We start from the raw sequence: 26,501 nt of genomic DNA on the forward strand, positions 1-26,501 counted from the left end.
GTTTTTTTTGTAAAAATAGCAAGACATCAAGCGTTCAATTTTCCAGCGAAATCTAGATACGCATCTAAAATCGTTTGGAAGAAATCAACGGTTCCTTGGATAATGTTGCCATCTTCATCAAGTAAGTTAGTGATATTTCCGATATAGGCTTCTGGTTGTTGTAATGTTGGGACATTTAAAAAGACTAATGATTGACGTAAGTGATGATTTGCGCCAAAACCACCGACTCCACCAGGAGAAGCAGTGACCACTAAACCAGGTTTCTTATCCCAGACACTTTGACCATAAGGACGAGAACCAACATCCAAGGCATTTTTCAATACAGCTGGCACTGAGCGGTTGTACTCAGGAGTAACAAAGATCACGCCGTCTAGATCTTTGACTTCTTCACGGAAACGTGTCCATTCTGTAGGTGTTTGCTCAGGTGTTTCGATATCTTCGTTATAAAAAGGAAGGTCATCGATTTTTACAAATACGCTCTCGTATCCTTCCGGTAATAAGTCCGCAAAAGTTTCTGCAACTTTCTTATTGTATGAATCTTTTCTTAAACTTCCGATGAAAAAACCAATTTTTTTTGTCATAAAACAATTCCTCCTTCAATCTTTCTATATTTATCTTACAAAAAATAAGTAAACTGAGCAAATAAAAACACTTGGGTTATTTTATTATGTGATCGAAAACATAAGAAATGTTTATGGATAGGGGATTTACAAGCTTCTTATGTTCAATCATGATGATTCAAAAAAGTAAGAAGAAATCCGTAGAAAAGGACATTAACTACTTAGAGAAAGAATAAAAATAGAAAAAAATCAGACTGTAAAGAAAAAAAGCTTTACAGGGTAAAAAAAAACTGGTACACTACATCTTGTGAATAAAACAATGGAGGTGGAAATATATAATGGCAGTTAAAATCCGTTTAAAACGTATGGGTTCTAAAAAGAGTCCTTTTTACCGTATCGTCGTAGCTGATTCACGTTCTCCTCGTGATGGACGTTTCATCGAAACTGTAGGTACTTACAACCCTTTGAAAGACCCTGCAGAAGTAGTTTTAAAAGAAGATTTAGTACTTGACTGGTTATCAAAAGGTGCACAACCTTCAGATACAGTACGTAACATCCTTTCAAAAGAAGGCGTTATGAAAAAACATCATGAAGCTAAATTCTCAAAGAAATAAGGTGACCGGATATGAAAGATTTAAGCGAATTAGTCTTAACAATCGTTCGTCCGTTAGTTACTTATCCTGATCAAGTCCAGCTAGAAGTCGTTGAATCGGAAGATTTTTACGAATACAATCTAACTGTGGCTCCCGAAGATATCGGTCGTATCATCGGTAAACAAGGGCGCGTTGCGAAAGCAATCCGCACGATCGTTTACGGAGTACGAATCAATGCACCGAAAAAAGTGCGTTTGAATATCATCGACAATAAAGAATAAACTGTTTCGTTTTCGCGAAACAGTTTTTTTGTGTTCTTTAGAGATCATATTTGGCAAAAACAGGTACAAAGCGTATCCTTAATAGTAAGAGAGGAGTGTTTCAAATGAAAAAAATAGGTTTGATCAGCTTATTCGCTGTCGCTTTACTCGGTGCTTGTCAATCACCAAGTGAAACGAGTCAAGAAACGACAAATGAAACAGTTCGTACGACAGAAACAACTACTTCAAAGGAAGAGATAGGGGCATCTTCCACAAGTAGTCAGGAGACAACAGCTTCAACAGCATCATCAGCTGAAACAAGCACGAGCACACAAGAAAATTCGACGCAAACTGCCTTTGAGCAATTGCAAAAAGAGTATCCAGACACACCGATGCCAAAAGAGATCCCAGTTGGGTCATCTAACTTGAACATCGCAGCAACGATGACAAAACAAGGCTTTTCTGTCTTATACTATCAATCAGAACAAGCGCTACCACTAAACGACGCCTCATTGAACCAAGCAGAACCAATCGCTTCTTACCTTTATCAAGATGACTTTGCATCTTCCCAAGAAACACTGAACACGATTCAGCCATTTACGGTCGATACTGGAGGAAGACAAGTCGATCTCGGCTATAACATTGTCGGTTATCAACAAGGTGCTGCCGGTTCTTCGATTCTTGAATGGCAAGAAGGAAATTGGCGGTTACGAATACGTGCCAGCAATATTGACGGACAAGATCCTGTACCTTTGGCGAAACAGATCGTGACTTACTTGGAGTCTGCCCGCTTACCTGCACCGGAAAAAGTCGGAACGATCGAAATCAATATGACCGATGGCACCAATCAAAATACTCGGATCATTTGGCAACAACCAACCACTGTCTATACGATCACGAATCAAGATTCGATGAATGCATTAAAAATGGCTGTTTCCATGGAACAACAATAAAAGAAGACTAGAATTGCCAAGAACCACATGCTAAAATAGACAGGAAACGATAGAACACTCTGAGTCCAAAAGCAAATCGTGACCAAGCAGAGTGACAAGAATCATGAAAGAAATGAGGACAAAAGTTGACTGAATATCTAAATGTTGGCAAGATTGTCAATACCCAAGGAATCAAAGGCGAAGTCCGTGTCATCTCAACCACAGATTTCCCTGAAGAACGTTACAAAAAAGGTGAAGTTTTGACACTCTTCCAAGAAGGAAAAGCTCCTGTAGAATTGACTGTAAAAAGTCACCGTAAACATAAAAACTTTGATTTACTCAGCTTTGAGAATCATCCTTCCATCAATGACGTTGAAAAATACCGTGATGGTATCTTACGTGTATCAAAAGAAAACTTAGTTGAATTGACAGAAAATGAATATTACTACCATGAAATCATTGGCTTAAAGGTCATTGATGAAAACGAGAAAGAACTAGGAAAGATCAAAGAGATTTTATCTCCAGGCGCAAATGATGTTTGGGTCATCCAACGACCAAAGAAAAAAGATGCACTGATCCCGTATATCGATTCCGTCGTTCAAGAAGTCGATCTTGAAAATGGCTTGGTTCGTGTGACATTATTAGAAGGATTGATCGATGATGAAGATTGACGTGTTGACTCTGTTTCCGCGAATGTTTGAAGGCCCGATGGGGGAATCGATCATTGGTAAAGCAGTAGCAAAAGAATTGTTAGAAATCAATGTTTCTAATTTCCGTGAGTATTCGGACAACAAACACCAAACGGTCGATGACTATCCTTATGGTGGTGGAGCAGGGATGTTATTGAAAGTCCAACCCATCTATGACAATATCAAAGCCATCGAAGAAAAACATCCAGAGACTAAGAAACGGGTGATTTTACTTGATCCAGCTGGTCAACCGTTCAATCAAAAAATGGCAGAAGAATTTTCGGAAGAAGAGCACCTGATCTTTATTTGTGGCCACTATGAAGGCTATGATGAGCGCATCCGTTCGCTCGTAACTGATGAAGTCTCATTGGGAGATTATGTACTGACCGGTGGAGAGTTAGGTGCCATGGTCATGATCGATGCGACCGTTCGGCTATTGCCGGATGTTTTAGGTAATCAAACATCTGCCCAAACAGACTCGCATTCTACTGGCTTGTTGGAACATCCTCAATATACGAGACCAGCAGAATTCAACGATATGAAAGTACCAGAAGTATTGACCAATGGTAACCATAAATTGATTGAAGAATGGCAACTAAAAGAATCCTTACGCCGGACATATCTTCGACGTCCAGACATGTTAGAAAAATTAGACATGACACCGCAAATGGAAAAAATGCTAGCGGAGATCAAAAAAGAAGAAGCTTGAGTTGCAACAAATAAATGAAAATTTTCTTTACACTCACCATAGAATATGATAGTATTCTATGGTGAGTGTAAAAACACTTAACTATTACGATGTTCCGCTGTGAGAAATTACTCATAAGAATGTTTGGAATAAGGAGAAGAAAACAATGAATCCATTAATCGAAGAATTAACAAAAGAACAACTACGTTCTGACATTCCAGCTTTCCGCCCTGGTGACACTGTACGTGTTCATGCGAAAGTTGTCGAAGGTACTCGTGAACGTATCCAGTTATTTGAAGGTGTTGTAATCAAACGCCGTGGTGCTGGAATCAGCGAAACTTATACAGTACGTAAAGTTTCTAACGGTGTAGGCGTTGAGCGTACATTCCCATTGCACACACCACGTGTTGCAAAAATCGAAGTTGTCCGTTACGGTAAAGTACGTCGTGCGAAATTGTACTACCTACGTGCATTACACGGAAAAGCAGCTCGTATCAAAGAAATCCGTCGTTAATTTGTTATTATCAGACAGAGGAAGAACCCTTGAATTTTCAAGGGTTCTTTTTTATCGTTCGAAATCTGTTTACGCAAGTCTATCAGCTATGCTATAGTAAAAATGAAATCAAACGAAAGAAGGTGAGTATAATGAAAAAAAATATCAACCAACCGAAGCTCTTTGTGAACTTGAATTTATCATACTCACCATGGATCGTTGTCTAGTATTGATCGTAAATGCTGACGATAGTGATTGAATGTTGATAACTTTGTGATTTCGCAAATGAGCGGGTCATGAAGTTTTTTTATTTCTAACTATCAAAGGAGTATCAATATGACAACAAATAAATATCATGTTTCACTGATTCGTGGAAGAGTTATAATTAGTTATGGAAGTAGTTATCAGATCCTAAGCAATGATCAAGAGATCTCAGCTAAATTATCTGGTTCTTTAAAACACCAATCGACTTCTCAAAGTGAGTTACCTGTTGTTGGCGATTGGGTGAAATTTCAACTGTTACCTGATAATAAAGGTATTATCCATTCCGTTGATGAACGTTTCTCAAAGTTTTCTAGAAAAACAGCAGGAAATCGTTCCGACGAACAGATCATCGCAACGAATATCGATTGGCTCTTTATTGTCAGTAGTTTGAATAATGATTTCAATCTGCGAAGAATCGAACGCTATTTAGTTGCTGGTAAACAAAGTGGCGCAAAACCAATAGTCATTCTTACGAAAGCTGACTTATGTCCGACGATTGACTTATTTCTCGTGCCACTTTATACGTTAAAAACAGATATTATTGTGACTAGTTTTGACAATGAACAAGGTATCCAACAAATCGCAGACTTATTAGCAGACGGAAAAACGGGCGCACTTGTTGGTTCCTCCGGCGTGGGGAAATCAACCCTCGTCAATCGGTTGATGAAGGCTGAAACAATGCACGTTTCAGTAATCAGAGAAGAGGATGATAGAGGCCGCCATACAACGACACATAGAGAATTACTCACGTTACCAACCGGTGGTTTTTTGATCGATACTCCAGGGATGCGAGAATTCCAACCATTTCAAGAAGAGCAGTTAGATAGCCAATTTGAGGATATTGTTCAACTCTCTTTCAAGTGCCGATTCAGGAATTGTCGGCATAATCGCGAAAAAGACTGTGCAATCAAGCAAGCAATCGACAGTGGAGAGCTATCAGAAAATCGCTATAGGAACTATTTGAAATTGCAGAAAGAACTGCTCTTTCAAGAAAAGAGAATCCGTGAAAAGGAGAAGCTGAAGAACAGAAGAAAAAGAAAATAGCTCACGGTAAAATAATATCGCTCTAAAGAAGTAACCACAGCCTAAAACGTTCGATACGTTGGCTGTGGTTACTTTTTTAAAACTAGATACAAAGAAATAAATAATTAAGACGGACGGCTACGGATAGCTGCTTGAGCCACAGCTAATCGAGCAGCTGGAATCCGGTAAGGAGAGCAGGAGACATAGTCGATTCCAATGGCTTGAAAGAAGGGAATGGATTGAGGGTCTCCACCGACTTCACCACAAATGCCGATCGTCATCGTTGGTTTGGTTCGTCGTGCATTAGAAACAGCGAGTTTGATCAATTGACCAACACCTTGTTGATCTAAATGTTGAAATGGATCATGGGTCATGATCGCTTTTTCTTGGTAGCGATTGATGAATTTTCCAATATCATCTCGAGAAAATCCATAGGTCATTTGAGTGAGATCATTTGTACCGAAACTGAAGAAATCAGCTTGTTCTGCTAATTGATCGGCAATCAAACAAGCACGAGGTAACTCGATCATCGTACCGATCTCGTAAGGAAATGGTATGATGTTTTGTGCGTTGAAAGTTGCTTCAATCGTTTCGATCAATAAAGCTTTAAGGTGCATTAGTTCTTCTTTTTCAGCAATCAATGGGATCATGATTTCTGGAACAACTGGTATCCCTTCTTGTACTAGCCGAATCGCACTTTGAATGATTGCTTTGACTTGCATCTGATAGATTTCAGGTGTAGTGATCCCTAAGCGACACCCACGGTGACCTAACATCGGATTGGTTTCTTTCAAATACTCGATCTTTGCTGTCAGTTCATTGACTGATCGGTCCAGTTTGTCTGCTAAATTCGCAATGTCTGGTGCCTCATGGGGAAGAAACTCGTGCATCGGTGGGTCAAGTAGGCGAATGACCATTGGTTTATCTCGGATCGTTTGGAACATCTGATAAAAATCATTTTCTTGAAATGCCAGCAATTTTGTCAAAGCTGTTTCCATTTCTCGGTGATCTTCTGCTAAAATCAAGCGGCGCATTTCTAAAATACGATCTTCTCCGAAAAACATATGCTCGGTCCTTGCTAATCCGATACCTGTAGCCCCAAAATCAAGAGCAGTGGTTAAATCAGTCAACGTTTCAGCATTGGCGCGCACTTCTAAGTCGGCGAGTTCATCAGCCCAAGATAAAAATAAAGTAAGGTCCTGATTGTTTTCAGCGACAACTGTAGGAAGTTCGCCTAAGTAAATCTCGCCTGTATTGCCATTGACGGAGAGAATATCGCCTTCTTTTAGCCGAATGTCATTTGTTGTTACAGTTTTTGCTTCTTCGTCGATCGTCAAGGTTTCCGTACCAGTCACGCAACAAGTGCCCATCCCACGAGCGACGACAGCGGCATGAGAGGTCATCCCGCCACGACTAGTGACGATGGCTTCACTAACGATCATTCCTTCGATATCTTCTGGAGAGGTTTCGTGACGAACTAAGATGACCTTATTTCCTTGTTCATATCGTTCTTTTGCTTTTTCGGCAGTAAAGACGATCTCACCTGTGGCAGCTCCGGGACTTGCAGGTAAGCCTTGAGCAAATGGTGTTGCTTGTTCGAGGGCTTCAGGTTTAAAAATCGGATGAATTAACTGGTCGATCATTTCTGCTTCCACTCGCATCAAAGCCTCTTCTTTTGAAAGAACGTTCTCGTCTACTAAGTCAGTCGCAATCTTTAAAGCAGCTTTAGCTGTGCGCTTGCCATTTCTTGTTTGTAAAATAAATAGCTTTCCCTGTTCAACGGTAAATTCGATATCTTGCATATCTTTGTAATGGAGTTCTAGCATTTGTGCGTAGTGCAAGAAATCTTGGTAGACATTAGGTAATCGCTCACTAAGCTCTTGGATCGGTTGAGGCGTGCGAATGCCAGCGACAACGTCTTCTCCTTGTGCATCCAGCAAAAATTCACCAAAAAGCTGATTGTCACCTGTAGCGGGATTTCTGGTAAAGACGACACCTGTACCGCTTTCATTTCCGCTATTTCCAAAAACCATTTCTTGGACATTGACAGCCGTGCCTAAATGATGAGAGATACCATGTAACTCTCGATAAACGTTTGCTCGTGGATTGTTCCAAGAGTGGAAGACCGCTTGGATTGCTTCTTTTAGCTGATCCATAGGATGTTGAGGGAAAACTTTATTATGTTTGATAAATAGCTCTTTATAATTTTTGATCAATGCTAACTGTTGTTGTTCGTTGAAATCATTAACCGTTTTATTGATTTCTTTTTCTGCATTTGTGAGTAGAAGATTGAATTTTTCTTTGGGGATACCGTAGACGACATCGCCAAACATTTGCAACAAACGACGGTAGCAATCATAAGCAAAAGCTAAACTAGTTTGCTCAGCTAAAGCATGGACACGTGAATCATTTAGACCTAGATTGAGGATCGTATCCATCATACCAGGCATAGAAAAGACTGCACCACTCCTTACAGAAACTAGCAATAGCTCATCATCGTTCGTAAATGACTTGTTTGTTTTTACTTCTAGCCGTTCGATAGCTGTTTGAATCTCTGTTATCAATTGTTGATCAAAGAAAGCGGTATTTTTAAGATAGCGCATACAACTTTCTGTAGTCAGGGTAAAGCCAGAAGGAACAGGCAATCCTAAGTGAGTCATCTCCGCTAGATTTGCACCTTTTCCACCCAATAATGCTTTATCTTTGCTTCTGCCTTCGTTAAAGTCATAGATCCATTTTACCATATGATAAGCCTCCATTGATTTAATGTGAGTCATTTATATTGTAAACACATCTTAATATGACTCATATATATCTGTCAATAAGAATAATGAAACACAAATTTATTTTGAAATCGGTTTATATATGTGTATAATAAGAAATGAAGATGAGGGAGGGAGAGAAAAAGCACAAATGAAATTGAGTGAACGACAAAAAAAGATCATCGAGATCGTCAAAGAGACACAACCTGTCAGCGGAGAAAAAATTTCTGAACTCTTAGATGTTTCAAGAGCGACACTGCGGTCGGACTTATCCTTTTTGACAATGTCTGGGATACTGGAAGCTACGCCGAAAATTGGTTATACGTATACAGGTTCTGACCTAGAGACGCTTTTTTTCTTTAAAACATTCACAGTCAAAGTGGATGAGATCATGGTGCCACCATTGCTGATTGATTTGAATACTTCGATCCGTGATGCGATCACGACATTATTCGTGTATGATGTTGGCTCGATTTATGTGATTGACGGAGAAAAACAATTGGTGGGTGTATTATCTCGAAAAGATTTGTTGAGAGCTTCCTTAAATACTGAAATCGATCATACGCCGGTCGCTCTTTGTATGACACGAAATCCGCATATCAGAACTTGCACGAAAAAAATGGATTTATTGGAAGTAGCGACGATCCTTCAAGATTTTGAAGTTGACTCTCTGCCAGTGGTTGATGAAGCAAATGAGCGAAACGTAATCGGTAAGATCACTAAATCAAAAGTATTGAATTTTATCACTCAGCAAGCGAGAAATGCTGAACGAAATCGATAGGGGGAGTTTATCCATGCAAAATGAAGTCATTGTTTATTCTATCTCAGATTCACTAGGTGAAACGTCGCAAAAGTTATTATCCGCTGTGATGGTCCAATATCCTAACTTGGTGTTCCATAATAACTATAAATTTCCTTTTGTGAATCAGAAGGAAGAGCTGTTGCCGATTTTATCAGATGCTTTACGTGATAAAGCAATTGTGATCAGTACACTCGTGAATCATGAACTATCGGAAGTGGCAAAATCTTTTAGTCGGAAAACTGGTTTACTCTATATCGACTTGATGCATCCTCTTTTCGAGATCATTCATGCAAAAACTGGGATGCAGCCCATTGAAGAACCAGGGGCTGTCCACAAGTTGGATACTGAATACTTCAATCGGATTTCTGCCATCGAGTTTGCTGTAAAATATGATGATGGAAAAGATCCTAAAGGTTTTTTAGATTCAGATGTCGTACTTCTAGGGGTTTCCCGAACGTCAAAAACACCTTTAAGTATGTATCTGGCAAATAAGGGGTACAAAGTGTCCAATCTGCCATTGATCCCTGAAGTACCATTACCCAAAGTATTAGAAGAAGTAGACAAAAGTAAAATCGTTGGTTTGACTTGTCATCCAGAGAATTTAGTGAGAATCCGGAGCAATCGCTTAGATTCTTTAGGTTTGCATCAATCGTCAAGCTACAACAATTTAGAAACGATCCACAAAGAATTGGCTTACTCGCAAGAGATTTTTGATCACTATGGAAATTTTGTCATTGATGTGTCGGATAAATCGATTGAAGAAACTGCTTTTATCGTTGAACATCATTTGAAAAGCTTGAAGTGAGGAATGAAATTAAACGCGACCTATGTAAAGATCATTTGACTTTACATGGGCCGCTTTTTTAATTTATTACTCTTTGATGAACGTATTGATTTGTACAGAAAGTTTTTTAGTCGCTTTTTTGATTTCTTCTTTTGCTAGGATCGCTGAAACCACAGCAAATCCTTGGACGGGGCAAGTTTTGAATTCTGCAATCGTTTGTTCGTTGAGACCACCGATCAAAACAACAGGGATCGAAACGTGTTGAAGAATCTTCTTGAGTTCATTTTTAGATACGATGATGGCATCTGTTTTAGTAGCGGTTGGGAACATCGTCCCGACACCTAAATAATCTGCCCCAGCTTGTTCAGCGGAAATTGCTTGTGCGAGTGTTTGGACGGAAGCGCCGATGATTTTTTCAGGTCCAATCATTTTTCTCACCACAGCCACAGGTAGATCTGTTTGACCGACATGAACACCTTCTGCATCACAAGCTAACGCAATGTCTACTCGATCGTTGATGATCAATGGAACATTGTATGGTTTAGCTAATCGTTTCAACGCGATCGCTTCCTCATAAAAATCTCGTGAATTGGCTTTTTTTTCTCTCAACTGTAAGACAGTGATACCACCTTCAAGTGCTTGTTGCACTGCTTCTTGGAGGGTCTTTTTTTTCAGCAGTGACTGATCGGTCACTAGGTATAAGGAATAGTTGATGTCATTTTTCAAGATAGTTTCCTCGCAGTAGTAATGTTTCCCGATCAATGCGGCTGATTTCATCAATCAATGCGATCCGAAAACTTCCCGTACCAGCCGTTTGTTCCAACGCAAGCTCACCAGCAATCCCCATGGTAAGAACGGCTGTGGTTGTGGCGTGGAAAAGATGTTCAGGAAAACCCCCACAAAAGCTAGCAATCAACGAAGTGAGCATACAGCCAGTGCCAGTGATCCGACTCATTTCAGGACAACCATTGTGCACTAAGATTTTACGCCGCCCATCAGAAATCACATCTGTCGCACCGGTGATCACTACGATACATTTGTGAGCGGTTGCTAATTGATCAGCAATCTGTTGGGCTTCTTCAATGGAGCTTGCATCATCTGCCGAGGCATCAACACCTTTCGTTGTGCTTGCGATCCCTGCTAAAAAGCGGATTTCTGAAATATTGCCACGAATCACTGCGCATTTCAAGTTTTCCATGATCGTTTTTGCTGTTTGATTACGAAACTGTGAAGCCCCTGCACCGACTGGATCAAAAATAATCGGGATACCTTTTTCATTGGCTGTTTGCCCAGCTAAAAGCATCGAAGCTACGGTACGTTCATTTAAAGTACCCATGTTTAGTACCAATACCTGTGACATTGCTGTGATTTCTGCTACTTCTAACGCTTCATCAGCCATGATCGGTGAACCGCCGATCGCAAGTGTGACATTCGCACAATCATTGACCGTTACATAGTTCGTGATATGGTGGACCAAAGGATTTTTCATACGGACCGTTTCTACAGCTGTTTTTAAAAATGTATTCATTGACTTTGTTCCTCCTTAAGACCATTGCGATAGAGTGAATAGAAATGATTGGTTGGGCCATGACCTTCGCCCAATTCTAGTGAATGTGCGATTGCAGTAGTGATATATTTTTTTGCCTTGGAAATTGCTTGGTCTAATGGTACGCCCAAAGCGAGTTGTGAGGCAATCGCTGAAGAGAAGGTACAACCAGTGCCATGGGTGTTTTTTGTGGCGATTCGTTCAGACGTATAGGAGTAAATATTTTCCCCATCATACAAGATATCAGTGGCTTCACCTGAGCGATGCCCTCCTTTGATCAAAACTGCAGCGTGACATCTTTCATAAATGGCTTTTGCTGCTCGTTCCATTTCTTCCAGGGAAGTAATCGAGCAATCTGCGATTTTTTCTGCTTCTGGAATATTTGGGGTGATCAAAGTAGCTAATGGTAAGACGTTTTTGATCAATGTGTCGATTGCTTGTGGCTCCATCAAGGCATCGCCATTTTTTGCATACATCACAGGATCTAGTACAATATTTTTAGGTTGCCATTCTTGTAGACTGCTTGCGACAGCTAACATCGTATCTGCACAAGACAACATACCGATTTTGACTGCATCAGGATAGATGTCCTCGAAAACAGCTGTCATTTGTTCATTGATAATTGTTGGTGCGATGTTTTGGTATGAGATCACACGAACGGTATTTTCAGCGACTACTGAGGTGATCACAGACATTCCATATACACCATGAGCGGCAAATGTTTTTAAATCGGCTTGGATACCGGCGCCCCCGCTACAGTCTGAGCCAGCAATACTTAGTACTTTTTTCATCAGATTCCTCCTTAAAATAGAAAAAAGACATTCTTCCAGTATAGAAGAATGCCTTGATTGTTTCGATTTCGCATCAACAAAAAGGACATTTGCTCCCTACGCTGGTATCAACCAACAGGTTCAAAGGGTCAGGTTTTACCTTCTCAACGCGATAACGTCCCCCTGCAAACAAAATCATATATAGTTACGAACCAATGATATCTGAAAAAAGCAGAAGATTCAAGTTTTACAGGAGCAAGCCTACACTGAGTACCTAAAAGAAACAGTTTACTTTCTTTCGAAGTAGCGTTCTTATCTGAATTGCTAGTGCGTTTCTCAAAATGGTATACTAAAGAAAAACGATAGAATATTCTAAGTGTACTATGCAATATATCAAAGCCAGACTTTTGGAGGGAATCTCATGACAGAGTTAAGTAATCTACCGAATATAGGGAAAGTATTAGAAGAAAATTTACGAAAGATTGGTGTGACAACGGAAGAACAATTTAAAGAAAAGGGAGCGGAACAGATATTTTTTGAAATTCGTCAAAAGGTGGACAGTGGCGCCTGTCTCCATATGCTATATGGAATCGAAGGAGCGAGAAAAGGCAAGCCTGTGCAAGCTTTATCAAAAGAGGAAAAAGAAAAGTTAAAGCAATTCTATCGAAGCCTATGCTAAAAAAATAAGCAATGAAATCTGGACATGGTGGCTAGTTCCGGATTTCATTGCTTATTTTGATGTACCTTTTTTAAAAAAAGTTAATTGTTATAGACAGATGAGCAATCATTTTATTTTACTTTTCTGTTCAACATAATCGATAAAGTTTGAAAATATAAAGTGATTAAAAAAATATATATGTGAATTTAATAACATTGTTGAGTTTTTTTATAACTTCAAATAGAAATATACATAGCTTGAAAGAAGCAATGGAATTAATTTAATTTAATAAACAAGATAACTTAAACCAAAAATAGAACATATTTAATTACTGTTTTATTGGCATTCTGAGGATTAGGTATGTAAAAATTCATACAATTTTAATGTTTAATTTGTTATAATTTACTTGAGATTAAGATATCTATCATCTTTATAAACTGCTAAAAACAGCTGATTAATTAAAAAAATAACAATTTCAAAGGATAATCTAAGGCTTTTATATTTTTTGTAATATTAATAATAAATTAAAAGCGAATGGAACATCACAACTAAATAGAGAGGCAGGAGTTTAAATTTATGATCGAGTTTATTATCATTATTTTTTTCGGAAAAAGGGGGTTTAATAAATAGAGGTATATGCGATTTTTATTGTTCATCATTGAGCAATTTAAAGTGTCAACACAATATGGTTATTGACTTCATGCCAGAATGGAGGATCATTATGAAAAAGATAGTATCGTGTTTTATTGTTTTTCTTGTATTTGTAGGGTTCAACCCAAATGTTTCTGCGGCAACTTCAGGAGTCAATTCAGAAGTGTCTTATTCTGCAAATGGCATTGATTATTATGACGTCGGGGAAGATGAAATGATCCCGTGGCGCTTTAATGGTGCACAAATCAATCCTGGAAGTTCTCCAGGGATTTTTTCAACACAAGTGAAGCTATTATCTCAAAATCAACAAAGTGGTGTGGCAATGGTCATGGTTGATCTAAGTACGCTAGATAATACTGATGCGGAAAGAAGAAATCCTAGTGAGATGGAGCTGGAAGTTTTTCTAAATGGGACCTCATTAGGAAAATATCAGGTCGGCGAGCTATTCAGTCATACGAATCCATACCTAGATCCAAGTGTACGTATGATCGGAGTTCCATTTTCCATCGAAGGTGAAGTCGGTGATATAAATACACTTGAAATTCATGTTTCACTACCTGTAGATGCATCCAATGCTTCGCGAGTAGCTGAAATTAGAGTAAATGCCTCATTTACACCAATTGAATCCTATACGGTGAGTTATGTCGATGGCGTGGAGAATGAAGTTGTATTCGAGGATCAAACATTCAAACGTATCGAACCAGGAGCTGCGACACCTACTTTTGGTGAAGAGCCAACAAGAAAAGGTTATACATTCGCTGGTTGGAGTCCAACCGTCAGTGAGACAGTAACTAGCAACGTAATCTATACAGCAATATGGGAACCCGTTCCAACTTATCAGGTCAATTATACAGACGGTGTACCAGATGAAGAAATTTTTGCAGATCAAGTCTTTAAAGATTTAGTCGCCGGTTCTGCGACACCCACATTTAGTGGGCAACCTACAAGAGCTGGGTATACATTTAAAGGATGGGATAAAGCAGTAACTGATACAGTGACTGGTGATGTAACTTACACAGCTATTTGGGAACCTGTGATTCCACAAACCATCAATTACCAAGTGATCTATACAGACGGTGTAGAAAATCAAACTGTTTTCGATAATCAAGTGTTTTCAGATTTGACTAAAGGCGTAGCAACTCCGGCGTTTAGTGGAACGCCATCAAGAGAAGGCTATAAATTCATCGGTTGGACGCCAACTGTCAGCGAGTTTGTTGAAGGTGATATGACTTATACCGCACAATGGGAAAAATTGCCAAAAATCATTGAGCCTGTGTCACCACCAATCAAACAAGCAGAGGTAAAGAAAGTGAGTGAAACAGTCAAAACGACTGAAATAACTAAAGCGATAACAAAAGTAATGAATAAGGAACAAGTCACGTATACTAAAACCCCCATCAACCATTCAAGAAAAGTCAGACAGCTTCCGAAAACAGCAGAACAATCGATGTACTCGAATATCTTGGTTGGCTTGGGTATGATCATAGTCTTTATAGTAGCAATATACTGGTTGAAACGTTCAAAATCAGAAGGTAGCCGATAAAACTGAAAGATAATGCTCATGTAAAAAAATAGAATAGAGCAAAGAACTAGTAAATAAAAAAAGCATCACTTATAAAAAGACATTAAGTCAGATTTTTTTTGGAAACTCAAAAAAAGTCTGGCTTAATTATTTTCCTTTACGTAGCTATACTGAAAGCGTAAACAAAAAAAGGGGTGATCGCTTATGACAAATTGGCTGAACATTGAGGGGAAAACGATTATTGTAACCGGAGGATCTTCTGGTATCGGGAAAAGTATCGTCGAAAGTTTATTGGAACAACATGTCAATGTAGCAAATTTTGATATTAAAGATTCGACACTTAAACATCAACGATTATTGTTTGTAAAAACCAATATAACATTACGACAAGAGGTAGAAGCTGGAGTTGCAAAAGTAAAGGATCACTTTGGTACGATCGATGGGTTGGTCAACAATGCAGGAATCAACATTCCGCGCTTATTAGTGGATAAAAAGCACGCGCACGGGGAATATGAATTATCCGAGGAAGTCTTTGACAAAATCATCGCAATCAATCAAAAAGGTTTGTATTTGATGACTCAAGCAGTAAGTAGAATTTTAGTTGCTAAAGGAGAAGGAGTTATCATCAATATGTCTTCTGAATCAGGACTTGAAGGTTCAGAGGGACAAAGTGCTTATGCGGCAACGAAAGCCGCTGTCAACAGCTTTACTCGATCTTGGGCAAAAGAGTTAGGAAAATCAAATGTTCGGGTAATAGGGATTGCTCCAGGAATCATGGAGGAAACCGGACTACGCACACTTTCTTATGAAGAAGCCTTGGCCTATACTCGTGGCATCACGATTGAAGAGCTTAGAGCAGGTTATGCCAAAACAAGCACGATTCCATTAGGTCGAAGCGGGAAATTAAAAGAAGTCGCTGACTTAGTTAGTTACTATCTATCTGATCGTTCGAGTTATATCACTGGAGTAACCACAAATGTGGCCGGAGGAAAAACTAGAGGATAAAAAGTGGGGGAAGTAAATGACGGTAGTGAACAGATGGTATCAAATTCTACAATTACTGGTTACCCACAAAGAAATGAGAATCGGCGGGTTGAAACAAAAGCTGAATACAAGTACGCAAACGGTGAAAACCAGCATTGAATCTTTAAACGAAGAATTGATTGGAATTGCAGAAATCGTTCAACATAAGAATGCTTTTCATATCGAAATTGAAAATTTTGAAAAATTTGACTTGATAATGAACGGCAGTTTGAAGCGGAAGAGCGATTTTAATTCTTGCAGTAAAAGAGTTTTCTTTATTCTCAAGAAGCTGATCGAGCAAAAAGATTTTTTGCTGATCGATGATTTGTCAGAAGCATTAGGGGTCAGCCGAAGTACTGTCGTCAAAGATCTAAGAGTGATGAAAAAACTGATTTCCTCTTTTGATGTCGAAGTGATTGGAACGCCGAATCGTGGACTGCGTATGCGTGGAGAAGAACTGGATCTACGACTATTACACCTTCATTATGTACAAGAATATTTTGCAGAACGTCCATTATCAGAAAGCACACAAGACTTCGTAGAGCACTTAGTTCAAAAATTTAATTTACCTAAAAATCAGGGTCTTCTTTTGAAAAAAACGATTTCTATTACAATGAAACGACTCCTTAAAGGAAATATACTGGTAGATTTGCCAAATGAGTATATGGACCTTATGACGAGTCACCCTGCTTTTGTCGAATTGATCCATCATTTGGAATATGAATATAGCATCACACTAAGCCAAACAGAACAAGCTTTTCTTAGTTTTCCACTTAATATAAGTGCCATCGCTGGCATGGATAAGTCTACTATTGATGAGCAAAAAATCGAACAGTTATTTCAACAAATGATAGAGAGAATCCATAAAAATTTACTAGTAGAATTTGATGAAACCTTCTTAGTTCATGAAATAAAAGAGCACTTCATTTACATGCTCAATCGTTTGATTTTTCGAATAGAGCTGCAAGATCTGTTCTATGGTGAAATCGAATCCCAATATCCTCTAGCCTATGAACTGGCAAAAATTGGTCTACAGCAGATTGGGGAGCAGTTACAACGAGTGGTTCCGACTGTAGAAATCAGCTATATTGCCTTTTATTTTGAACTTGCATTGAGGAAACAAACCAGTAACAACGAACACAAAGAAATTGCAATTGTCTGTAATACCGGAAAAGGAACAGCTTTGATTATTCGCCGTCAATTGGAACGGGTTTTGGGTCCTCAAATAAGCATGGTCCATTTTTCTGAGGAGGAGTATCAGCAGGAAGACTTAGACCAATATTTTGCTGTTTTTACAACCATTCCTCTGAAAAATGTAAAGAAACATACGCCAATCATTCGATTGATCAATCTATTCAACGAAACTTGGTTGCAAGAAGAGTGGCGTAAAGCAGAAAAGTTGAGAGCTGCAAACGTTCATCACTTAAAACTAGATTTTGAGATTTTAAATGAAAAGAAACCCTACAAACAAAATCTTGATCATATGCTAGAATCTCTTGAGAGCAAAGGCTTAGTCGATCAAGAATTTAAGGAACAATTGTTCATTAGAGAAAAGTTAAGGAGTACGATTTTTGAATATGGAATTGCTTTTCCTCATGCCATCAATAAAAAATCGGCTGAAATTATTTTATCAGTGGGGATCTTTAGGAAAGGGATCTCCACGATCAACGGACAAGTGCAAGTCGTCTTGTTGTTAGCCATTCCACAAGTTCTAACGATGGAAAAAGAAAAAGAATTGCTAAAACTGTATGATCAGCTTTTTGCTGTTATTGGCGATCCTGAATTTAGAAGTGAACTATGTCGTTTGGATGATTTAGTTGGGTTACAAAATTGGATGATACGAAAGGGGGTCATAACATGAACTTCATATATATATTCGGCGCATTTGCACTTGCTGCTTACGGACTGCAAGTAATATTTGGAATGAAACAAATCAAACACTTTAATCAAATCTATCTAGAAATGCGCAGAAAAGGGAAGGTGGCTATCGGTCGTCGATCTGGAAAAATCAAAGCAGGAACGATCGTCATGTTTGCTGTCGATCAAAAAGGGATCATTATTGATGCGCGAAAGATGCAGGGCGTAACTGTCCTAGCAAAATTTCGTCTATTGCCACAATATATTGGAACAGATATCCACTACATCGACAACTATCATCCTTTGGTGCGAACAGAAAATAAATTGGTGCAACAAGCAATGGCAAATGCCAGAGAAATCTATTTGCGGGTAGAATTAGGCAATTATCAAGAAGAATCGCTACCTTCCCCACTTACGATGCTTGGTATTCAATTCAGTTTATGGAAAAAACAATACCTATCAAGAAAAAGGAGTGTTGAATAATGGAATATATCACAAAATTTGCGGAAGGCTTCATCGGTTTATTTGAAACGGGTGCGGAAACTTTTGTATCTTGGATGACTGGTATCGTCCCTGTAGTGTTGATCCTAATGGTAGCAATGAATACACTGATTGCTTTCTTAGGTGAAGAACGAGTAACTAAACTTGCCAAACTATCAACGAAGAATCCCGTCACAAGATATTTGATCTTACCTTTTTTATCTGCCTTTATGTTGGGAAATCCGATGTCTTTTACAATGGCTCGCTTTTTGCCTGAATATTACAAGCCAAGCTATTATGCTTCTCAAGCACAATTTTGTCATACGAGCAATGGCGTCTTTCCCCACATCAATCCGGGTGAATTATTTGTTTGGTTAGGAATCGCCCAAGGAATCACAACCTTAGGATTGAATTCAATGGAGTTAGCTGTGCGTTATATGTTTGTCGGAATTCTTATGAATTTTCTTGGTGGCTGGGTAACAGACTTTACAACCGCATATGTTTGTAAACAACAAGGAGTCACTCTGAGTAAAACAGTAGAAACAGCGACAGAATAAGGAGGAAGTGAAAAAATGAGCTATCACAGTATTCGAGTTGTAAGAGGAACTGGTGGGTTCGGAGGACCATTAGTGATCACACCAACAGAGGAAAAACATAAATTTATTTATATTACTGGTGGGGGAGAAAAACCAGTAATCGTCGATAAAATTGCTGAATTGACAGGAATGGAAGCAGTCAATGGCTTTAAAACTTCTATCCCAGATAATGAAATCGCTTTAGCAATCGTTGATTGCGGAGGGACATTGCGTTGTGGGATCTATCCAAAAAAAGGAATACCTACGATCAATGTCGTACCAACAGGAAAAAGCGGACCATTAGCACAATACATTACAGAAGACATTTACGTATCGGCAGTAGGGGTCAATCAAATCACGCTGACTACTGAAGAAAGCACGGTCGGTCATTCTGACAACATAGGAAATAAGAGTGGGCCAACACGTGAATATAAATACGATACAAGCAAAAAAATTACTGAACAAAAAGCTGAACAGCAGAATTTTATTGCAAAAATCGGCATGGGTGCAGGAAAAGTAGTGGCAACTTTTAATCAGTCCGCACGCGAAGGTGTACAGACGATGATCAATACGGTCATTCCGTTCATGGCATTTGTTTCCTTGTTGATCGGGATCATACAAGGATCTGGTATCGGTAATTTCTTTGCTAATATCATGGCACCTTTAGCAGGAAATATTTGGGGATTGATGATCATCGGTTTTATCTGTTCCTTACCGTTTCTTTCTCCATTATTAGGACCTGGGGCAGTCATCAGCCAAGTCATTGGGACACTGATCGGGGTGGAAATCGGTAAAGGCAATATTCCGCCACAGCTCGCTTTACCTGCGTTATTTGCAATCAATACTCAAAATGCTTGTGATTTCATCCCTGTCGGATTAGGCTTAGAAGAAGCAGAGGCTGAAACAGTAGAGGTTGGCGTACCTTCCGTTTTATATTCACGCTTTTTAAACGGTGTACCCAGAGTGTTAGTCGCATGGATAGCAAGCTTTGGAATGTATAGTTGAATCTAGGAGGAAAAAAATGTCAGTTTATTCAACAAACGTAACTTCGATTGGGGCAGAAGCTACGCTATTCAAAGAAGAGAAGATCGTGATTCTATTTGGAAAAGATGCACCAGATATGCTATCAGCCTATTGTTATAATATTGAACTCCAGCCAATCCACGGAGAGATCAAAGTAGGACAACAGCTATTCGTCAATGAGACAAGCTATCGCATCACGTCTGTTGGAAGTTTGGTCAATGATAATCTAAAAGAGCTTGGACATATCACAATCAAGTTTGACGGATCAGTAAAACCTGAATTACCAGGTACTTTATATGTTGAAGGGAAAGAAATCGTAGAGATTGGTATCAAGACTAAAATCAGTATTAAATAAATTACAAAGCAACACATCTGTTGAAAGGATGAATAAAATGGAATTTATGTTAGATACGATCAATATTGAGAAAATTCGTTATTATCAATCGATCCTCCCGCTATCTGGAGTAACGTCGAATCCCTCAATCATCAAAAAAGAAAGAAAGATCGATTTGTTTGCTCACTTTAAAGAAATCAAGCAGTTAATTGGAAAAGCCAGTTTACATGTTCAAGTAGTTGGAGAAACAGCAGAGGAGATTTTAGCTGATGCCCAAGTAATCATGGATCACCTTGGTAAGGATATTTTCATTAAAGTACCAGTGAACGAACCAGGATTGGCTGCCATCAAACAACTGAAAGCCAAAGGAGTAAATGTCACTGCTACCGCTATCTACTCTGAAATGCAAGGATACTTAGCAATTGCTGCAGGTGCCGATTATGTGGCACCTTATTATAACCGTATGGAAAATCTAAATATCGATGCTGTTGCTATTATCAAAGCACTAGCAATGGAAATCGAACGAACGCAATCTCAAAGCAAGATCTTAGCTGCTAGTTTTAAAAATGTTGCACAAGTCAATCATGCTTGTCGTCAAGGGGCGCATAGTATTACTGCGTCACCAGATATCTTTACACAAGTATTCGGTATGCCTTCCATTCATAAGGCAGTGACAGATTTTAAGAAAGACTGGGAAGAGACATTCGGGGTCAAAGATGTGAAAGCATTAGAAGAATCAGAGCAATAAGTTCCTCTAAATAAAAAGAATAAAGAGTCATAGAATGGTTGATCTATCCGTTCTATGACTCTTTTTAAATAACGTCATATTTATTATTTCAACCATTATCAAATAGCCGCTGTGCAGTTTAAGCAACAATAGGTAGCTAACATCTAATGTCCATGTACATACAGTGTATATCGTATAAAATAAATTTTTTTTATGAAATTCAATGTACAATTATATCTACTTTATGACTGGATGTTTACTTAAAAAATAAATGGTTTATTTCATCTGTTGAATCAAGAATGGTTATATTCTTTTCTGTACCGATTTTGGTAAATAGGAGTGGAAATAACTGTTTTGGTTGACTCTTAGTAAATAGACCTTTATAACTGACAACTAGTCTTTCTAAGTGATATAATTTATATAAATAGTAGATTAAAAATAACCGTATGTATTTTTTGTAGCATGCTTTTATTAATGAAGGAGGCAGTTGATGAGGATCATAATTGTTGGAGGAAACCATGCGGGGATTGCCGCAGCACTTCGTATTCGTGAGGAATATCCAGACGATGAAGTAATCGTATTTGAAAAAAAAGATGAAATAACATTTGTCTCCCAAACAATCCCATTATTTTTGATGGGACATCAAGATATCCACTCCCAAGCAAATTATGCAACACCGCATGAAATTATTGCTCAAGGAGTGGATTTACGCATTCAAAAAGAAGTAACTAACATCGATGCGAAAAAGAAGACGTTGAATTTTAGAAATGTGTTAAGTCAACATGAGCACGAAATATCTTATGACCGATTGATCATGGCTGCGGGCTCGTATCCCAACCTTCCTCCAACTGGCGGAAAACTAAATGAGACACTTTTTCTTTTGAAAGAGCGTAAGGATGCTGAAGCAATTGAAAAATTTATATCAGAAGCCCATCATGCGGTAGTGATTGGCGCTGGACTGGTCGGTGTAGAGATTGCTCGTATCTTAGCGCAACGAAAAATGAAAGTCACTTTGATCCAGTCAAATGCAAGAATCCTTGACAAATATTTGGATGAGAATGCCGCAATCGAAGTAGAGAAGCAACTAGAAGAAGAAGGTATTCAACTATTACTAGGTACTAGAGTGACAAGTTACCATACAATTGATAAAAAAATCTGGAGTCGACCTAAAATCGAAGTTGAAACTTCTTCTGATTTGACTATCCGTGCAGATGGCGTCTTTGTTTCTGTTGGCTTCCGACCAAATTCGTTCTTATTAGCTGGACAAGTCGAAACCGGTGACCGTGGAGCAATCGTCGTTGATAAGTATATGTATACAACCGATGATTCGATTTTAGCGGTAGGGGATTGCTCTACGACTTATATGGACTTGACCAAAGAAAATATTTATAATCCTCATGCTTCCGATGCGTTTCGTCAAGGGCTGATCGCTGCTGTCAATATCCACGAGAAAAAGCAAGAAGTAGCAATGACCACAGGAACGTATAAATTCAATATGGATGGATTTACCATTGCGAATACAGGAATCACACTCAATCAAGCAAAAATTTCGGATATGACGCAGAAGAGGTACACTATCAGAATCGTTATCTAGAACGTGGTGGTCAGTTTGTCCATGAATCAATCGTCAAATACTCACCAATTGAGAAAGGTAGAAAAAATCATTATTCAAGTATTTATCTTGTTTATGAAAAGAAAACTAAAAAAATCTTAGGATTGCAGGTCCTAGGAACAGTTGATATTTCTCAATATGTCAATATCATCAGTTTAGCAATCCAAAAAAACGTGACCGTGCCAGAAATTGAATTTACGGATTTCTTTTTTGAACATGGCTACAAGAATCCACTAGGTTTTACAAAAATATTAGCCTCTTTAGTTAGGGAAAAAGAAAGAGAGAGTGGTCGTGATGGCAAAGAAGAAAGATCAAATGAAATTAAATAAACCAGATAAAGAGATGTCAAAAAAACAAAAGCGAATGATTGAAGCTGGCGCACTGTTGACAGTTGGTGCTGGGGCATTTATCGGTGGCGTCACGATTCCAAATCTTTCTGCCTCTGCAGACAGTTCCTCTTTGTCCGAAAAGCGACTTGTTGAAGATGAGACCATCCAAGATATTGAACATACTTCTGTGGATGAATTAAATCAATCCTTACAAAAAGGTCAAAGTAGCAGTGTGAAGACAAATACTGGCTTTGTAGCTAAGTTAATGGATCAACTACCAAGTAAAGAAAAACTTTCTTCTATGTATGAAGGAGAAGGGATCAAAGTCAGTGATACCCATACGGCATATGATATCCAACAAATTTTGGGAATCAAAGATGCGGACGTTTATTACCAAACTTCTACTTTATCTACAAGTGATGCGCAAGTAATGAAAATGTCAAGCTATCGGCAATTGATCCAAGCAAATCCTAATGTAAAGGTAACTTCACAAGATAATTATAAAACGGTCTCTCCTCATTTATATGAATCCAAAGAAAAGGCTTATGAAGATTCTGCAAACTGGAAAGATTCAAAAGTAGTTGCAAGTACGAGAGAAAAATCCTTAAGTTTCTCATCTAAAACGAAACCTGAAAGCACCAACTTTACCGCGGATGATGGTGCAGTATTAGGAAATATGAAAATCGATACAGGTTTTTCTTTGAACGTGAAAGCAGAAAATGGGCAAGCAAAATTAACAGATGAAATCAAAAGCGACTTTGAAGATGCTATGGAGAAGAATTTTTCAATTACCTATGAAGGAAGTACCTATTATGCAGTTTATCATGATGAGTCTATTTCTACCGATCATGGTAAAAATCAAGCAGATGGTTACTTCACGTTTTCTTCATCGACCCATGGATTGCCTTTAGAGATCAACGGACATTACTTGGTTTCCCCTGTTCAGTTCGGTAGTACAGTGGACAGCTTGAAAACGTCTTTATCCTTGCACGGTGTAAGGAGTTTTGAGAACACAGATTCTTGGTTAAATACAGATGAATCCAATATCAATGTAAAAGTAAATTTCGTTGATCAATTAGCGGATGAAAATACAACTTACTATGAAATCCAAGCAAAAGATCAAGTGATCGAGTCATTGAAATATGAATATGTGACCGTTAGTTTAGACGAGCAAAAAGCCACTGATTCAACTACAGCATACACAGATGAAATGTCGATGCCAACGTATAGTGGTTCTCAATCAGGTATTAGTCCTGGTGGAGCAGTCGATGGTAATCTTGCCGAAGACGCAGCTGGATTAGCAGGATGGAATCAGACAGCGACGTTTTCTGGTGGTGGGTATGGTGGTCACACGATTACAGCGAATTCGGCAGTAACTGTGAAAACAGGACAGGTTTCTCAGACAAACTTTTCTTCAGTTATAAGTACGGTCAATATAACAGTAGACGGTGTGTCTTATAATCAGTTTGTTGCTCAACCAATCATGGTCAATGGAGTTCAGTATGCTGGCTATTTAACCGGAGCAAATGGAAGTGGCAGTGATTTTACAATCGTTGTGAAAGATACGAACTTTAATATCTACCAAATTGGTGGAGAATTTGCTTATATTTCTTCCTCAATGACGGATATGGCCACACCAGATGCAACAACACCGGATGCAACGAATCCACAAGTTTCTCCAGGTACGACAACACCGGAAGTAGACCCAGGCGCCGGTGGAGGCGAAACTACCGATCCCGGCACAGGCACACCAGAAGTAGACCCAGGAACAGGCGGCGAAACCGATCCAGGTACGACGACGCCGGAAGTCGATCCAGGTACGGGAGGCGGAGAAACAGATCCTGGCACAGGTACGCCAGAGGTAGACCCAGGTACGGGAGGCGAAACTGATCCAGGTACAACAACACCGGAAGTAGACCCAGGCACAGGCGGAGAAACTACCGATCCCGGCACAGGTGGCGAAACCGATCCAGGAACGACGACGCCGGAAGTAGATCCAGGTACGGGCGGAGAAACAGATCCCGGCACGACGACGCCAGAAGTCGATCCAGGTACCGGAGGCGAAACAGATCCAGGAACAGGTACGCCGGAAGTAGATCCAGGTACGACCACGCCAGAAGTAGACCCAGGTACGGGAGGCGAAACCGATCCAGGAACAGGCACACCAGAGGTAGACCCAGGTACCGGAGGCGAAACCGATCCGGGCACAGGCACACCAGAAGTAGACCCAGGAACGGGAGGCGAAACAGATCCAGGAACAGGTACGCCGGAAGTAGACCCAGGCACGGGAGGTGGCGAAACCGATCCAGGCACAACCACGCCAGAAGTAGACCCAGGAACGGGAGGCGGAGAAACCGATCCAGGCACAGGTACGCCGGAAGTAGATCCAGGCACAGGTACGCCGGAAGTAGATCCAGGTACCGGAGGCGAAACAGATCCAGGCACAGGTACGCCAGAGGTAGACCCAGGAACGGGAGGCGAAACAGATCCTGGCACAGGCACACCAGAGGTAGACCCAGGTACGGGAGGCGGAGAAACCGATCCAGGAACGACAACGCCGGAAGTAGACCCAGGTACCGGAGGAGAAACCGATCCAGGCACAGGTACGCCGGAAGTCGATCCAGGTACCGGAGGAGAAACAGATCCCGGCACGACGACGCCAGAAGTAGACCCAGGAACGGGAGGCGAAACAGATCCAGGTACGACCACACCAGAAGTAGACCCAGGCACAGGAGGAGAAACCGATCCGGGCACAGGCACACCAGAGGTAGACCCAGGCACGGGAGGTGGCGAAACAGATCCAGGCACAGGCACACCAGAAGTAGATCCAGGTACGGGCGGAGAAACAGATCCGGGCACGACGACGCCGGAAGTCGATCCAGGTACCGGAGGAGAAACCGATCCAGGCACGACCACGCCAGAAGTAGACCCAGGAACGGGAGGAGAAACTGATCCGGGCACAGGCACACCAGAGGTAGACCCAGGTACCGGAGGAGAAACCGATCCAGGCACAGGCACACCAGAAGTAGACCCAGGCACGGGCGGAGAGACAGATCCGGACACAGGCACACCAGAAGTAGACCCAGGAACGGGAGGCGAAACAGATCCAGGAACAGGTACGCCGGAAGTCGATCCAGGTACCGGAGGAGAAACAGATCCCGGCACGACGCCGCCAGAAGTAGACCCAGGAACGGGAGGCGGCGAAACAGATCCAGGCACGACCACGCCGGAAGTAGACCCAGGTACCGGAGGCGAAACCGATCCGGGCACAGGTACACCAGAAGTAGACCCAGGCACGGGAGGAGAAACAGATCCAGGCACGACGCCGCCAGAAGTAGACCCAGGCACAGGAGGCGAAACCGATCCGGGCACAGGTACGCCGGAAGTAGATCCAGGTACGGGAGGCGAAACCAATCCGGGCACAGATACGCCAGAAGTAGAGCCAGGCACAGGTGGCGAAACAGATCCAGGTACGACCACACCAGAAGTAGACCCAGGCACAGGAGGAGAAACCGATCCGGGCACAGGCACACCAGAGGTAGAG

25 protein-coding genes, 1 pseudogene and 1 riboswitch are annotated in these 26,501 nt (G+C 40.2%); of the genes and pseudogenes, 21 read left to right on the forward strand and 5 right to left on the reverse strand.

Going from position 1 to position 26,501, the window contains the following annotated elements; genetic code table 11:
- Positions 1-26: 26 nt before the first annotated feature.
- Complete coding sequence (locus tag I2F89_RS03850; RefSeq protein WP_066025729.1) at positions 27-581, reverse strand: NADPH-dependent FMN reductase; 555 nt, start codon at positions 579-581, stop codon at positions 27-29.
- Positions 582-898: 317 nt separating this feature from the next.
- Between I2F89_RS03850 and rpsP the strand changes: the two genes are divergently transcribed.
- From rpsP to rsgA, 7 genes are all read left to right on the forward strand, one after another.
- Positions 899-1,174 (forward strand): 30S ribosomal protein S16, encoded by a 276-nt coding sequence (gene rpsP / locus I2F89_RS03855; protein ID WP_010735006.1) that lies wholly within the window; start codon positions 899-901, stop codon positions 1,172-1,174.
- Positions 1,175-1,185: 11 nt separating this feature from the next.
- Positions 1,186-1,434 (forward strand): KH domain-containing protein, encoded by a 249-nt coding sequence (locus tag I2F89_RS03860; RefSeq protein ID WP_019722767.1) that lies wholly within the window; start codon positions 1,186-1,188, stop codon positions 1,432-1,434.
- Between the two features lie 104 nt (positions 1,435-1,538).
- On the forward strand, positions 1,539-2,366 hold the full coding sequence (locus I2F89_RS03865) for a hypothetical protein (RefSeq protein ID WP_142433336.1): 828 nt from the start codon (positions 1,539-1,541) through the stop codon (positions 2,364-2,366).
- A gap of 125 nt (positions 2,367-2,491) precedes the next feature.
- Positions 2,492-3,016, forward strand: a complete 525-nt coding sequence (rimM, locus tag I2F89_RS03870) for a ribosome maturation factor RimM (RefSeq protein WP_010735009.1) — start codon at positions 2,492-2,494, stop codon at positions 3,014-3,016.
- The gene (trmD, locus tag I2F89_RS03875; RefSeq protein ID WP_195513595.1) at positions 3,006-3,743 is read left to right on the forward strand and encodes a tRNA (guanosine(37)-N1)-methyltransferase TrmD; all 738 of its coding nucleotides are present in this window, start codon (positions 3,006-3,008) and stop codon (positions 3,741-3,743) included. The genes rimM and trmD overlap by 11 nt, the downstream gene beginning before the upstream one ends.
- Before the next feature lie 145 nt (positions 3,744-3,888).
- On the forward strand, positions 3,889-4,236 hold the full coding sequence (gene rplS, locus I2F89_RS03880; RefSeq protein WP_002286913.1) for a 50S ribosomal protein L19: 348 nt from the start codon (positions 3,889-3,891) through the stop codon (positions 4,234-4,236).
- A 315-nt stretch (positions 4,237-4,551) separates the two neighbouring features.
- Positions 4,552-5,523: a ribosome small subunit-dependent GTPase A gene (rsgA, locus tag I2F89_RS03885; protein ID WP_195513518.1), complete on the forward strand. Its 972-nt coding sequence runs from the start codon at positions 4,552-4,554 to the stop codon at positions 5,521-5,523.
- 104 nt (positions 5,524-5,627) lie between these two features.
- On the opposite strand, the gene ppdK is transcribed toward rsgA, so the two are convergent.
- The gene (ppdK, locus tag I2F89_RS03890; RefSeq protein ID WP_195513521.1) at positions 5,628-8,246 is read right to left on the reverse strand and encodes a pyruvate, phosphate dikinase; all 2,619 of its coding nucleotides are present in this window, start codon (positions 8,244-8,246) and stop codon (positions 5,628-5,630) included.
- A 169-nt stretch (positions 8,247-8,415) separates the two neighbouring features.
- Here ppdK and I2F89_RS03895 point away from each other — a divergent pair, with 169 nt between their 5' ends.
- Positions 8,416-9,045, forward strand: a complete 630-nt coding sequence (locus tag I2F89_RS03895; protein WP_074799514.1) for a CBS domain-containing protein — start codon at positions 8,416-8,418, stop codon at positions 9,043-9,045.
- 13 nt (positions 9,046-9,058) lie between these two features.
- A complete protein-coding gene (locus I2F89_RS03900; RefSeq protein ID WP_195513523.1) occupies positions 9,059-9,871 on the forward strand; it encodes a pyruvate, water dikinase regulatory protein in 813 nt (270 codons plus the stop codon).
- Between the two features lie 66 nt (positions 9,872-9,937).
- Here the strand turns inward: I2F89_RS03900 and thiE are convergent, their stop codons facing one another.
- Genes thiE through thiD form a run of 3 tightly spaced genes read right to left on the reverse strand, consistent with a single transcriptional unit; the run spans position 9,938 to position 12,187 of the window.
- Positions 9,938-10,576 (reverse strand): thiamine phosphate synthase, encoded by a 639-nt coding sequence (gene thiE, locus I2F89_RS03905; protein WP_195513525.1) that lies wholly within the window; start codon positions 10,574-10,576, stop codon positions 9,938-9,940.
- Positions 10,566-11,378 carry a hydroxyethylthiazole kinase gene (thiM, locus tag I2F89_RS03910; RefSeq protein WP_086334928.1) on the reverse strand — a complete coding sequence of 271 codons (813 nt, stop codon included), beginning with the start codon at positions 11,376-11,378 and terminating at the stop codon, positions 10,566-10,568. Before thiM ends, thiE begins: the two co-directional genes overlap by 11 nt.
- Positions 11,375-12,187 (reverse strand): bifunctional hydroxymethylpyrimidine kinase/phosphomethylpyrimidine kinase, encoded by an 813-nt coding sequence (gene thiD / locus I2F89_RS03915; protein ID WP_086334927.1) that lies wholly within the window; start codon positions 12,185-12,187, stop codon positions 11,375-11,377. The genes thiM and thiD overlap by 4 nt, the downstream gene beginning before the upstream one ends.
- Before the next feature lie 76 nt (positions 12,188-12,263).
- Positions 12,264-12,361, reverse strand: a riboswitch (TPP riboswitch).
- Positions 12,362-12,587: 226 nt separating this feature from the next.
- Here thiD and I2F89_RS03920 point away from each other — a divergent pair.
- The 12 genes and pseudogenes from I2F89_RS03920 to I2F89_RS03970 all read left to right on the forward strand — a co-directional run.
- Positions 12,588-12,845 carry a TfoX/Sxy family protein gene (locus I2F89_RS03920; protein ID WP_074799509.1) on the forward strand — a complete coding sequence of 86 codons (258 nt, stop codon included), beginning with the start codon at positions 12,588-12,590 and terminating at the stop codon, positions 12,843-12,845.
- 700 nt (positions 12,846-13,545) lie between these two features.
- On the forward strand, positions 13,546-15,018 hold the full coding sequence (locus I2F89_RS03925) for an InlB B-repeat-containing protein (RefSeq protein ID WP_115357954.1): 1,473 nt from the start codon (positions 13,546-13,548) through the stop codon (positions 15,016-15,018).
- A gap of 183 nt (positions 15,019-15,201) precedes the next feature.
- Positions 15,202-16,002: an SDR family oxidoreductase gene (locus I2F89_RS03930; RefSeq protein WP_071867513.1), complete on the forward strand. Its 801-nt coding sequence runs from the start codon at positions 15,202-15,204 to the stop codon at positions 16,000-16,002.
- Between the two features lie 16 nt (positions 16,003-16,018).
- Entirely contained in the window at positions 16,019-17,881 is a 1,863-nt protein-coding gene (locus I2F89_RS03935) for a BglG family transcription antiterminator (protein WP_115357953.1), read from the forward strand.
- Complete coding sequence (locus I2F89_RS03940) at positions 17,878-18,360, forward strand: transcriptional regulator GutM (protein WP_074799506.1); 483 nt, start codon at positions 17,878-17,880, stop codon at positions 18,358-18,360. Before I2F89_RS03935 ends, I2F89_RS03940 begins: the two co-directional genes overlap by 4 nt.
- Positions 18,360-18,914, forward strand: a complete 555-nt coding sequence (locus I2F89_RS03945; protein ID WP_161641941.1) for a PTS glucitol/sorbitol transporter subunit IIC — start codon at positions 18,360-18,362, stop codon at positions 18,912-18,914. Before I2F89_RS03940 ends, I2F89_RS03945 begins: the two co-directional genes overlap by 1 nt.
- Before the next feature lie 15 nt (positions 18,915-18,929).
- Positions 18,930-19,937: a PTS glucitol/sorbitol transporter subunit IIB gene (locus I2F89_RS03950; RefSeq protein WP_071867517.1), complete on the forward strand. Its 1,008-nt coding sequence runs from the start codon at positions 18,930-18,932 to the stop codon at positions 19,935-19,937.
- A gap of 16 nt (positions 19,938-19,953) precedes the next feature.
- Complete coding sequence (locus I2F89_RS03955; RefSeq protein ID WP_071867518.1) at positions 19,954-20,310, forward strand: PTS glucitol/sorbitol transporter subunit IIA; 357 nt, start codon at positions 19,954-19,956, stop codon at positions 20,308-20,310.
- Between the two features lie 37 nt (positions 20,311-20,347).
- A complete protein-coding gene (locus I2F89_RS03960; protein ID WP_074799504.1) occupies positions 20,348-21,037 on the forward strand; it encodes a fructose-6-phosphate aldolase in 690 nt (229 codons plus the stop codon).
- Positions 21,038-21,506: 469 nt separating this feature from the next.
- Entirely contained in the window at positions 21,507-22,610 is a 1,104-nt protein-coding gene (locus I2F89_RS03965) for an NAD(P)/FAD-dependent oxidoreductase (RefSeq protein WP_229078040.1), read from the forward strand.
- A 197-nt stretch (positions 22,611-22,807) separates the two neighbouring features.
- On the forward strand, positions 22,808-22,957 hold the full coding sequence (locus tag I2F89_RS15480; protein ID WP_229078041.1) for a hypothetical protein: 150 nt from the start codon (positions 22,808-22,810) through the stop codon (positions 22,955-22,957).
- A pseudogene (locus I2F89_RS03970) lies at positions 22,923-26,501 on the forward strand (hypothetical protein); the annotation flags it as partial. The gene I2F89_RS15480 and the pseudogene I2F89_RS03970, both read left to right, overlap by 35 nt.

The organism is Enterococcus sp. 1001283B150225_161107_E12 (assembly GCF_015556925.1).
Lineage (GTDB): Bacteria > Bacillota > Bacilli > Lactobacillales > Enterococcaceae > Enterococcus_B > Enterococcus_B mundtii.

What these genes read in the sequence shown, in the direction of transcription:
- I2F89_RS03930 (WP_071867513.1), top strand. Translation starts at nt 15,202, where the DNA reads ATGACAAATTGGCTGAACATTGAGGGGAAAACGATTATTGTAACCGGA.
- rplS (WP_002286913.1), top strand. Translation starts at nt 3,889, where the DNA reads ATGAATCCATTAATCGAAGAATTAACAAAAGAACAACTACGTTCTGAC.
- I2F89_RS03850 (WP_066025729.1), bottom strand. Translation starts at nt 581, where the DNA reads ATGACAAAAAAAATTGGTTTTTTCATCGGAAGTTTAAGAAAAGATTCA.
- thiD (WP_086334927.1), bottom strand. Translation starts at nt 12,187, where the DNA reads ATGAAAAAAGTACTAAGTATTGCTGGCTCAGACTGTAGCGGGGGCGCC.
- I2F89_RS03965 (WP_229078040.1), top strand. Translation starts at nt 21,507, where the DNA reads ATGAGGATCATAATTGTTGGAGGAAACCATGCGGGGATTGCCGCAGCA.
- I2F89_RS03945 (WP_161641941.1), top strand. Translation starts at nt 18,360, where the DNA reads ATGGAATATATCACAAAATTTGCGGAAGGCTTCATCGGTTTATTTGAA.
- I2F89_RS03935 (WP_115357953.1), top strand. Translation starts at nt 16,019, where the DNA reads ATGACGGTAGTGAACAGATGGTATCAAATTCTACAATTACTGGTTACC.
- I2F89_RS03920 (WP_074799509.1), top strand. Translation starts at nt 12,588, where the DNA reads ATGACAGAGTTAAGTAATCTACCGAATATAGGGAAAGTATTAGAAGAA.
- I2F89_RS03895 (WP_074799514.1), top strand. Translation starts at nt 8,416, where the DNA reads ATGAAATTGAGTGAACGACAAAAAAAGATCATCGAGATCGTCAAAGAG.
- I2F89_RS03940 (WP_074799506.1), top strand. Translation starts at nt 17,878, where the DNA reads ATGAACTTCATATATATATTCGGCGCATTTGCACTTGCTGCTTACGGA.
- I2F89_RS03960 (WP_074799504.1), top strand. Translation starts at nt 20,348, where the DNA reads ATGGAATTTATGTTAGATACGATCAATATTGAGAAAATTCGTTATTAT.
- I2F89_RS03950 (WP_071867517.1), top strand. Translation starts at nt 18,930, where the DNA reads ATGAGCTATCACAGTATTCGAGTTGTAAGAGGAACTGGTGGGTTCGGA.
- I2F89_RS03925 (WP_115357954.1), top strand. Translation starts at nt 13,546, where the DNA reads ATGAAAAAGATAGTATCGTGTTTTATTGTTTTTCTTGTATTTGTAGGG.
- I2F89_RS03900 (WP_195513523.1), top strand. Translation starts at nt 9,059, where the DNA reads ATGCAAAATGAAGTCATTGTTTATTCTATCTCAGATTCACTAGGTGAA.
- I2F89_RS03860 (WP_019722767.1), top strand. Translation starts at nt 1,186, where the DNA reads ATGAAAGATTTAAGCGAATTAGTCTTAACAATCGTTCGTCCGTTAGTT.
- rpsP (WP_010735006.1), top strand. Translation starts at nt 899, where the DNA reads ATGGCAGTTAAAATCCGTTTAAAACGTATGGGTTCTAAAAAGAGTCCT.
- I2F89_RS03865 (WP_142433336.1), top strand. Translation starts at nt 1,539, where the DNA reads ATGAAAAAAATAGGTTTGATCAGCTTATTCGCTGTCGCTTTACTCGGT.
- rsgA (WP_195513518.1), top strand. Translation starts at nt 4,552, where the DNA reads ATGACAACAAATAAATATCATGTTTCACTGATTCGTGGAAGAGTTATA.
- trmD (WP_195513595.1), top strand. Translation starts at nt 3,006, where the DNA reads ATGAAGATTGACGTGTTGACTCTGTTTCCGCGAATGTTTGAAGGCCCG.
- thiM (WP_086334928.1), bottom strand. Translation starts at nt 11,378, where the DNA reads ATGAATACATTTTTAAAAACAGCTGTAGAAACGGTCCGTATGAAAAAT.
- ppdK (WP_195513521.1), bottom strand. Translation starts at nt 8,246, where the DNA reads ATGGTAAAATGGATCTATGACTTTAACGAAGGCAGAAGCAAAGATAAA.
- I2F89_RS03955 (WP_071867518.1), top strand. Translation starts at nt 19,954, where the DNA reads ATGTCAGTTTATTCAACAAACGTAACTTCGATTGGGGCAGAAGCTACG.